Source organism: Psychrobacter sp. 16-MNA-CIBAN-0192, assembly GCF_040309565.1.
In the GTDB taxonomy this organism is placed as follows: Bacteria; Pseudomonadota; Gammaproteobacteria; order Pseudomonadales; family Moraxellaceae; genus Psychrobacter.
Genome location: NZ_JBEOOX010000012.1, coordinates 86,731 through 95,565, shown reverse-complemented (window position 1 = coordinate 95,565; position 8,835 = coordinate 86,731). Strand labels below are relative to the sequence as shown.

Below are 8,835 nucleotides of genomic sequence, written 5' to 3'. Positions count from 1 at the left end.
CTTTATGATTATGTTTGATGACCGTATCAGCAGGCATTTAATCTAAATGGCAGTTACACAGAATTCGGGATGGTCTCGATTATGTGGGTGTTCTCAACTTTTATATTCTTGTACGGTATATTCAACAGTAGTTTCCGCAATGCTTTCTTACTAGAATATTTGTTTTAAACGCGCTCTTCTTTTTATAGTCAGAAAACCAGCATTAACCCTTCAAATCAGAGCAGGTCATGAAACCTCTTAATTCATTAGCAATGTGAGAATCTATAAAAAAGACAGTCGGAACCGACAGCTGGGAGAGCTACTTTAATAAACATGGGGCGGACGGTACATTGCTAGATACTGATGACAATGTCAGCTTCATTAATCCAACTAATGATAAAGCCATCAAACTTACTTATGATCCAAGTAAGAAGGGCCTTATAGATTACTGGCTCATTAGCTTTGGCGATGAAGAGTCAGGCAGTGTTGAGGTGCTTAATATTTATTATAGGCATCAAGATGAATCTCTACCGCTTATTGAGCGTCTCATAAGAGATTGGCTTACTGAGGGTTAAAACACTTAAATAAACAGGGTGCAATAAGCTTTATTGTCTTTATCAAATTCTTTGCCAAGTAGCTTAACCGGTCTCAACGTCTTCCCGCCGTCGCTTGAGACCATAACCATCAATTCTTGATCTTCAAAAGTATTCAACTCCTCAATAATTTGAGCGATACTTTTTTCTTCAGTGCCCCATTCATTTTGGATAATCATAGTTATCATCTCTCTATAATCGTTTAAGGTAGGTACTTAACGAGGTATGCTGAGACTGTCTCAACAATCTTAATCATTTATTTAATTAGCCTACAGCTAAATTCCAATCCCCTACTTGGGAGGCGCACCCGTTTGAGCAGATCAGTAAGTAAGTAACATATAAAAAATGAATGTTGATATCAGCAATGGTATTAGATTAACAGATCCCTTTAAGTCAGCTGCTTTGCTTTATCAGCCACGCGCATATCAAAACCACAATCAGAGCGTTTATTCTTATCTGCCAACGTTAAGTCAGATTGTGGCAGCGGCTTATTTGAAAAGTTTGGTTGTATGGCCTGGGTCAACTTATTGAAATCACTGTCGCTCATATCTGTTGCGGCAAGTGATTTGTCTAATGCGCTTGTGGCTTTCTTAAGATGAGTGTCCGCTGCTGTGCTCTTAGTCGTACTCGTACTATATAGCGCATCACAAGACATCAAACTTAACCCAAGTATCATTAAGCCTGTCACTTTATATAAAGCATTCATTGCAACTCCTTATTTTATATAGCTTACGTTTCCACAGTTTGTCATTAAATACAGGGGCGTTATATCCACTGCCCAAACCAAAACTTAACCTTTTCCCAAAATGATGTTTGAGGGTGGCTGTCTTGTTTGGATGCACTATGCGTACTGGCTGACTCAGTGCTATTGCTCAACTTATTTTTATTAGCATCGCTAGGGAACGCCGCGTTCAGCTTATCGCAAGTAGGATATTTGGCTTGCAGCTGCTGTAAATAATATTCCTGAGCCTCTCCTATAAATCCATCTAGTATGCCAATACCATCGTGGCTATCATGGCGGCAACTGCCGTTTTCTCGGTTCCATGCTAAAAAAGGCACTAAAGGTTTGCCAATTATTAATTTGTCGTCTTTACAGTCTAATGTTGCCAGTGATACTACCGTATAGTCTGCTGGTTTCCCGCCATCTTGGTTATAAGCCAAACCAATAATTAAGTCATTGGGCTGAATACTTTTGAAGTCAGAATGAGTTTGCCATTGCTCAGGTTTGGAATAGAAAAACCACATTTTAAGGGTGCGAAAGATGAAGCGTGGATTGCTAAATTGCAAGTCAAAACCTTTTTGCTGATTATCCAGTAGCGTGGGCTGCGATGATTGCAAACGAGCAATAAATGCATCGTCATCTGAATGCGGCATACAAGCCCATACAGTTCGCATGGACAAAAGTAGTATGATCAAAATAGATATGCGATATAAAAAACGCATTTAATGTTTTTCCTTATCCATAACATTCCACTTTTAGGTCACAAACCATACGTTATCTAATTGGCATTTAGGTTGAGGTTTAATACGTTCATCGTCAATGGTACTGGCGAGGCCGGGAAACCTATAACCTTCACCTATTTTATATTCTCTAAATTGGCTACTTTGGTATAAAAGGACACCATATGAATTATTTTGACGCAAAAAAACATTGTTAGAAAAGCGAGTAGTATTCTTTGGAAATACCAGTGCACTTTCTCGACTCCTTTCGCCGAAGAACTTTATATCATGTTGAACAACCAGACAGTTATCTTTAATCAGAAGCGTACCGTCTGTTATGAAAGTACCGTCATCTATTGAGCTTTCATATACCGGAGGATTGTATTCTAAGATCTCTATTTTCTCCTCAATAGCTTCAGTCAACACTTTTTCTTTTTCCTGAAGTGATTTATCTAAAGGCTCGTTTTTAGCGGCACAGCCTGAAAACAATAAAGTCATCACAACAGCCGAGCAACTTAAGGTATTCAAGTGAAAACGCTGCATCTTTAATCACTCCAAAATAAATATCGCTAAGGCTTATTCACTTGCCCTAAAAACAATATCGCATCGGTTTTATTGTCTTTAATTACAAACATAAATGGATGATCGGCTTTAAATTCGGCAGGATAAGACATGCCAGTATACATACCTACAATAGCCGTCGCTGCCGCCGCTTCCGTCCCTTTTTCATCGACGGTGACTACTGCTTGATGATAAACCTCATCGAGCTTTATCGGTGGGCCATCAGCATATAAGTTAAATTCAGCCCCATTATTAAACGCTCTTGGCATACCCATATCAGCGAGCAATGTTTTCATCTGATAACGCGCATCTAACTTAAACTTTGGCAGATGAAGGTTCACCTCTTGTCTTACTAAGCCTGAACGCCATTGCTTAATCTTAGTTGCACTTAAACTCTTAGCTAACTGCTGCATAGCAAGTTTATGATTTAATTTCGGTAATACTACGAGCATAGATAGGTCATCGCCTTTATAGGGTAATTGCACGACCTGTATATGTTTGTCCTCATAATAGTCAAAATAAGACTGTTGCCGCATCATCTGGACGGTAGAGGCTCTGCCGATAGCATTATAAAAAGGCTGGGCACTGGTGCTTTCAGCCGTAAAAGGCAGGGTCCAATCCCCCTTAAAATAGATGGCATTGGTTAGCACCACGGCAGTATCAGATTTAATGCTACCCTTGGGTAATAATTCAGGAATTAACTGCTTGGTTTTCTCAGCAATTTTTTTATTAATGGTCTGACGCGCGGGATCAGGACTGCCTTCAAAATCAAGAGCGGTCACTTGGCCGCTGTAATAACGTTGCACGGTGTCTATGTAAGATTTAGTGGGTGTTAACCCTTGTTGCATCCATAAGTCATTGACCGTAGCAAGCTTGTAGTCGGGATTGGGTGTATTAAATTGGTTATAAAGTGCGGCACTATTAGGGTTTAGGATAGCTGGTGCTGGATAATGAAACGTCTTCTGAATTTGCGCTTTCGTTTCCCCTTCGGCTGCGGCATATAGCATGGCCATCGCAGTAGACAAGCTATACGGTGAGAAAAATACATTTTTATCTACTTGCTCAGACTTGCCGTTTATCTGCTGATACATGTCAATGGCGAATTGATTGTTGGCAGTGACGACTTCAGCAATACCCTCTGGTGTTGGGGTCAAAGCCTTTACCTCAATTGGAGGCGCTAGATGGTTAATAGTTGGCTGATTATGAGGAATGGTATCTGTTACAGCACCCGTTCTATTATTTCTTATATTACTGTCACAGCCAGCGGCCATTAATACTAAGGTAGTAACAGCTAAGACGCTGATAACACGATTATGGGCTGCATATCTAAAGCAGCGAATTGGGTCATTTTGCATATCAGGCTCAACAATAAATTATAATTAAAAGGATGGCACTCTTTCGGCTGCTGTATAGGGAGCTGAACAGATATATGTCTGGCTGTTTTAAAATAACTGATTTACTTTGTATTCATCATCCCATCTCTTTTGTATTAACGTTTTTAGCTCCTCTTCACTTTGGAATGTGCTGAAATCTTCCCCGTACCACTCTATTAGAGCGTCCTTTGTTATCTTATATTCTTGATGATCAAAATTAAACGTTATCCACTCTGCATTTTGAATCAACGCAAATAAGTAAGTGGCGTTATATATCACGGTTCTTTTATCATTCTTTTCTGAGTCTGACCCATCATAATTTAAGATGATCCCATAGGGTGTCTCTTTTGTTTTAAGCTCGAGCCCCCTGAAGTTATCTGATTGCATAGAGCGATTTACAATATTGATGACTTCACTATTATCACCAACATAGGCATTCTTGTATTGAAACACATCTTCTTCAGTGGTCTTCGTATTACATCCACTGGCGACGGAAATCACTAACAGTGAACACGATAATAATTTAAGCATTTTTTTCATAATGTCTCATCAACGGTCGTTTAATTCTTATTGCCATAATTCGCTTTTTTAAGGCTTATTCACTTGACCCAAAAACAATATCGCATCGGTTTTATTGTCTTTAATCAAAAATATAAATGGATGATCGGCTTTGAACATAGGTGGTGGAGCAGATGCAGATTCAGAATCGACAACAATAGCTGTCGCTGCTGCCGCTTCGGTTCCTTTCTCATCCACGATAACCACTGCTTTATGATAAACGTCATCAACATATACCGGCGGGCTATTATCAAATAAGTTAAACCCAGCACCGTTTTGAAAAGCCCTTGGCATTCCCATATTCGTGAGTAGGTATTTCATCTTATAACCTGCTTCAAGCCTGAACTTTGGCAAATGAACGTTTACTTCTTGTCCTACTAAGTCTTTACTCCATTGCTTAATTTTATCAGCGCTTAAATCACGCACCAGCTGCTGCATGGCGGCTTTGTCTTTTGATTTTGGTAATACCACCAGCATAGACAAGTCGTCGCCCTTGTAAGGCAATTGCACGACCTGCACCTGCTTGTCCTCGCTATAGCTAAAATACGACTGTAGCTGCATCATTTTGACTTTAGGACTTGTGCCCGTATGATTATAAAAAAGCTGCTCAGTGGTACTTTGAACCTCAAAAGGTACTTGCCAATCGCCCTTAAAATAAACCGCGTTGGTTAATACGGCAACCGTAATGGGTTTGATGCTACCCTTTGGCAGCAGTTCGGGAATCAATTGATTGGTATGCTGAGCAATTTTTTTATTAATGATGAGGCGCGAAAGATCAGGACTGCCTTCAAAATTAAGGTTGGTCACTTGACCGCCGTAATAGCGTTGTACCGTATCTACGTAGGATTTAGTAGGCGTTAGCCCTTGCTGCATCCATAAGTCATTGACCGTGGCGAGCTTATAGTCAGGATTGGGTTTATTGAATTGATTGTAGAGCGCAGCGCTATTGGGGTTTAGAATATCCATTGAGGCGTAGTAAAAGGTCTTCTGAATTTGCTGCTTTGTTTCCCCTTCCGCTGCGGCATACAACATGGCCATCGCCGTAGATAGGCTATATGGCGAGAAAAACACGTTTTTATCTGCTTGATTAAGTTGACCATTTATCTGCTGGTACATAGCAATGGCCAACTGGTTGTTGGCGGTAGTAACTTTTTCGATGCCGTCTGGTGTTGAAGCAGAATCATCAGCAGCAATAAAGCCATCTTTGCTAACAGCCTTATAATCAGAATCATTTTTAGTCTTATCTGGTAAGGATAATTTGCCTGTAGTTGATGCGGTATTGGCTACACTGTCGTTAGACTTAGAATCTTTCATAGTACTGTCACAGCCACTGACCACAAATAATAGACTACTGATAGCCAATGCACTTATGATACGGTTACCATGTGCTTTTTTAAGATAACAATACTGATTATTCTTCATATCTGCTTCACTAATAATGTAGAGTTAGGATGATGCCATTCTAGTATCATCTCTATACAATCGTTTAGTGCAGTTTGGTAAGTAAGCTGTACTGAACTTAAGAGTGCCTAAAAATAATTAGCGGATAACTACATTACTGATTTTGCATGATTTCTAATGAAGTAGCAGTGGTATTGGTCAATCGTAAAAGTGAGAGAAATATGGTTTTCAATAAGAATGTTCTAATAGGATTGATGAGTATGCTTTTAATATCGTGCTCATATTTTGAGAAGGATAAAGGCAAAATTATCATAAATAACGAAAGCCCTTATCTCATATCTGACGTACGCGTCAAGTATACCAGCTCCAAGAGAGTGGACTTAATCGGGGATTTGCCGCCTAACTCCTCCTATCGCTATGCTATCCAATACACAAGCCATGAAGATTCAATATCTATTGACTATACTGATCAGAATAAGAAGACCTATTCTAGAAGTGCAGTGCCCTATGCCGCTTCATACGATAAAGAACGATATACATTTACTATAAGATAAAAATGCTCTACACAGCAGACAGTTAAATGATTGTATAGCTGATAAATCATGATTTAATACAGATCATTAGAGATTGAGCACTCGCAAAGCTTAACGAGTAATTGCACTTGAATACACCCATTCTATTTCTTGTTTTTAGTATTTTTTCTTGTATTAAACAAGGTTATAGCAAATAGAATAATTGCCAAGGTATTAACTACAGCATAATTGTATTGATTAATTTTTTGAATAAATAAAAGATACCAAAACAACGCCACACAAATTATAGTAAAAGCAGGTAAGATATATTTTTTCATTTTGAAACTCCTTTTTTCCTTAAAATAATAGATATCAGAGTGATTTCACCATCCTAATATCGATTATTTTGGTATCCTCGTATGGCTCTTCACTATGCTTACCGTCAGATTTAAAACCAATTTTTTCATAGAAGCTAATCGCAGTCAGATTGGTTTTTAGCACCCATAAGGACAAGCTAATACATCTATTGTGCTGAGAAATATCATCTATTGCTGAATTCGTTAGCTTGGTGCCAAGCCCCAAATTTTGATATTGAGGCAGGATATAGAGGGTCGTTATCTCACACTCATGATCTTTCGTGAAGTAAGAAATAAACCCGACATTATTATTTTCAGCATCGTAGGCTATCCATGTGCTCACACCAGAGCTAAGGATTATTTTTCCCCACATCGCTACCTTTTGAGATAAGTTATTCTCTTTATCACGATAGGCTTCAGGCAAAAGGTCTGCATAGGTAGCATGCCAACTTGTGAAATGTATATGAGCAATATCTGAGATATCATTTTGGTTGGCCTTACGTATAAAAAACATGCTGCACTCCATAAGTGATTTTTTACTGATAGCAATAAGTCTGCCTCATTTATGGCTGATATCGAAAAAAGCTCTAAAATATAGTAAGAGCCTTATATGTCAGCAGAGTTGACACCAGTAAGAAGTCGTTACTTGCTGAGTTATTGTGTTTTGATCTTAAAGGATGTGAATAAACTTGATTTATAAGCTCATACTAAACAAGCATCTACGTATGGCACTGCTATTTTTACTGATTCAGCAAGTTATTGTGGCTTCATCGACATACTTTATTGCTCGACTTGCTCAAAGTCTGACCGAGAACACTATCTCAATTTTGTATATGGTGCTATTTGCAGTGTCTTTAGTAGCAGTCTATGTGCCTGCGTATTTTTGTGTCACCAATACAGAACGCGCTAAATGCGATGCTCATAAGCTGTACAATGATAATTTTCATAATGTTTTTTTAGGTAAGACCCATTTATTATCCAGCGATGAATTGCAGACTACAGCAACGACAACACTCGCTCAGGAAAGTAATTACACCCTTGAGACGGTCATTGATAGTATTTTTGATATTTCAGCTTTGGTACTCAATGTCTTATTTAATGTGTTGGTCATCGCTTGGTTTTTAGATGGCACCTTACTGCTTGGTTATGCAGTAGGTATTATTTTTGCCTCAATATTTGTGCATTTCAGACGACACACCCTAAAAATGGCTGCTAAAACAGACCAGCAATCACGCCTGAATTTAGCCGCTAAACTTTTTGACAGTTGGGATAATGTCGTTATTGCCAACAAGCATAATTACACGCTTTATAACAATATGGTTAAAAAAAGCTTTGTAACAGCCAAGCATAATAGCGTTAAATCCACATCCATCCAGCATATCAATTCAAGCTTAGGCATGATTATACTGATGCTGCCTGTCTTTGTGGTCACTGCTTTTATTTTTAATAAAAACTGGAATGATGCGGCGACGATGGCGGTGCTAATCGCCACGCTGCCAAGACAAATTCAGCTATTGCAAATGTGCTACGCCTTGATTGGTTACCATACAAGTATTGGTGTCATTAAAACGATGCTAGATGGCATCTTAGAGGTCTTAAAACCTACCACTGTTGACTTAGATACCTACATTCAGGCAAACCAAATACGTGTGCAGCAAACAGGGGAAATTTTTGATTCAACACAACTGCCCAAGCAAGGTAGAGTAACGTTGGTTGGTAATAATGGCGTTGGTAAATCTTGTATGTTGCTTAAGCTCAAAGACCACTACCAAGAACAGGCTTACTATTTACCTGCCAAGCACAATTTGTATTTCAATTACAAAACAGACAAAGCCCATAGAGGTTCAACAGGACAACAACTCATCAAGCAAATTCAAGAAATTAGAGAGGACGACCAAAGTAGGATTGTCATGCTTGATGAATGGGATGCACATTTGGATAGAGAAAATACTCAAATCATAGATCAGTATCTTGATGATCTTGCCCAAGCAAGACTGGTAATGGATGTTAGGCATTGAGTTAAAAAGCGCTTAATCGGCTTTATAGGGATACGGTAGAGTAC

Annotated in this window: 11 protein-coding genes; 2 read left to right on the top strand and 9 right to left on the bottom strand. The window is 38.9% G+C overall.

From position 1 onward, the window contains the following. Positions 1–329 precede the first annotated feature (329 nt). Complete coding sequence (locus AAEY78_RS10170) at positions 330–554, top strand: hypothetical protein (protein ID WP_352339233.1); 225 nt, start codon at positions 330–332, stop codon at positions 552–554. A 5-nt stretch (positions 555–559) separates the two neighbouring features. On the opposite strand, the gene AAEY78_RS10165 is transcribed toward AAEY78_RS10170, so the two are convergent. The 9 genes from AAEY78_RS10165 to AAEY78_RS10125 all read right to left on the bottom strand — a co-directional run bounded on the left by AAEY78_RS10165 (position 560) and on the right by AAEY78_RS10125 (position 7,287). Further along, positions 560–751 carry a hypothetical protein gene (locus AAEY78_RS10165; RefSeq protein WP_062536352.1) on the bottom strand — a complete coding sequence of 64 codons (192 nt, stop codon included), beginning with the start codon at positions 749–751 and terminating at the stop codon, positions 560–562. Positions 752–960: 209 nt separating this feature from the next. Beyond that, positions 961–1,278 carry a hypothetical protein gene (locus tag AAEY78_RS10160; RefSeq protein ID WP_352339232.1) on the bottom strand — a complete coding sequence of 106 codons (318 nt, stop codon included), beginning with the start codon at positions 1,276–1,278 and terminating at the stop codon, positions 961–963. Between the two features lie 59 nt (positions 1,279–1,337). After that, positions 1,338–1,946: a hypothetical protein gene (locus tag AAEY78_RS10155; RefSeq protein WP_352339231.1), complete on the bottom strand. Its 609-nt coding sequence runs from the start codon at positions 1,944–1,946 to the stop codon at positions 1,338–1,340. A 102-nt stretch (positions 1,947–2,048) separates the two neighbouring features. Then, positions 2,049–2,555: a hypothetical protein gene (locus AAEY78_RS10150; protein ID WP_352339230.1), complete on the bottom strand. Its 507-nt coding sequence runs from the start codon at positions 2,553–2,555 to the stop codon at positions 2,049–2,051. 26 nt (positions 2,556–2,581) lie between these two features. Continuing rightward, entirely contained in the window at positions 2,582–3,928 is a 1,347-nt protein-coding gene (locus AAEY78_RS10145; protein ID WP_352339229.1) for a serpin family protein, read from the bottom strand. Between the two features lie 87 nt (positions 3,929–4,015). Continuing rightward, positions 4,016–4,486, bottom strand: coding sequence for a DUF4825 domain-containing protein (locus AAEY78_RS10140; RefSeq protein ID WP_352339228.1), 471 nt, complete (start codon positions 4,484–4,486; stop codon positions 4,016–4,018). A gap of 48 nt (positions 4,487–4,534) precedes the next feature. Continuing rightward, entirely contained in the window at positions 4,535–5,926 is a 1,392-nt protein-coding gene (locus AAEY78_RS10135; RefSeq protein ID WP_352339227.1) for a serpin family protein, read from the bottom strand. 655 nt (positions 5,927–6,581) lie between these two features. Further along, positions 6,582–6,755 carry a hypothetical protein gene (locus AAEY78_RS10130; RefSeq protein WP_352339226.1) on the bottom strand — a complete coding sequence of 58 codons (174 nt, stop codon included), beginning with the start codon at positions 6,753–6,755 and terminating at the stop codon, positions 6,582–6,584. A 34-nt stretch (positions 6,756–6,789) separates the two neighbouring features. Continuing rightward, a complete protein-coding gene (locus AAEY78_RS10125; RefSeq protein WP_352339225.1) occupies positions 6,790–7,287 on the bottom strand; it encodes a GNAT family N-acetyltransferase in 498 nt (165 codons plus the stop codon). Between the two features lie 211 nt (positions 7,288–7,498). On the opposite strand from AAEY78_RS10125, the gene AAEY78_RS10120 reads away from it, so the two are divergent. After that, positions 7,499–8,791 carry an ATP-binding protein gene (locus AAEY78_RS10120; RefSeq protein WP_352339224.1) on the top strand — a complete coding sequence of 431 codons (1,293 nt, stop codon included), beginning with the start codon at positions 7,499–7,501 and terminating at the stop codon, positions 8,789–8,791. The last annotated feature ends 44 nt before the right edge of the window (positions 8,792–8,835 follow it).

What these genes read in the sequence shown, in the direction of transcription:
- AAEY78_RS10130 (WP_352339226.1), bottom strand. Translation starts at nt 6,755, where the DNA reads ATGAAAAAATATATCTTACCTGCTTTTACTATAATTTGTGTGGCGTTG.
- AAEY78_RS10155 (WP_352339231.1), bottom strand. Translation starts at nt 1,946, where the DNA reads ATGCCGCATTCAGATGACGATGCATTTATTGCTCGTTTGCAATCATCG.
- AAEY78_RS10160 (WP_352339232.1), bottom strand. Translation starts at nt 1,278, where the DNA reads ATGAATGCTTTATATAAAGTGACAGGCTTAATGATACTTGGGTTAAGT.
- AAEY78_RS10145 (WP_352339229.1), bottom strand. Translation starts at nt 3,928, where the DNA reads ATGCAAAATGACCCAATTCGCTGCTTTAGATATGCAGCCCATAATCGT.
- AAEY78_RS10165 (WP_062536352.1), bottom strand. Translation starts at nt 751, where the DNA reads ATGATTATCCAAAATGAATGGGGCACTGAAGAAAAAAGTATCGCTCAA.
- AAEY78_RS10140 (WP_352339228.1), bottom strand. Translation starts at nt 4,486, where the DNA reads ATGAAAAAAATGCTTAAATTATTATCGTGTTCACTGTTAGTGATTTCC.
- AAEY78_RS10120 (WP_352339224.1), top strand. Translation starts at nt 7,499, where the DNA reads ATGGCACTGCTATTTTTACTGATTCAGCAAGTTATTGTGGCTTCATCG.
- AAEY78_RS10135 (WP_352339227.1), bottom strand. Translation starts at nt 5,926, where the DNA reads ATGAAGAATAATCAGTATTGTTATCTTAAAAAAGCACATGGTAACCGT.
- AAEY78_RS10125 (WP_352339225.1), bottom strand. Translation starts at nt 7,287, where the DNA reads ATGTTTTTTATACGTAAGGCCAACCAAAATGATATCTCAGATATTGCT.
- AAEY78_RS10150 (WP_352339230.1), bottom strand. Translation starts at nt 2,555, where the DNA reads ATGCAGCGTTTTCACTTGAATACCTTAAGTTGCTCGGCTGTTGTGATG.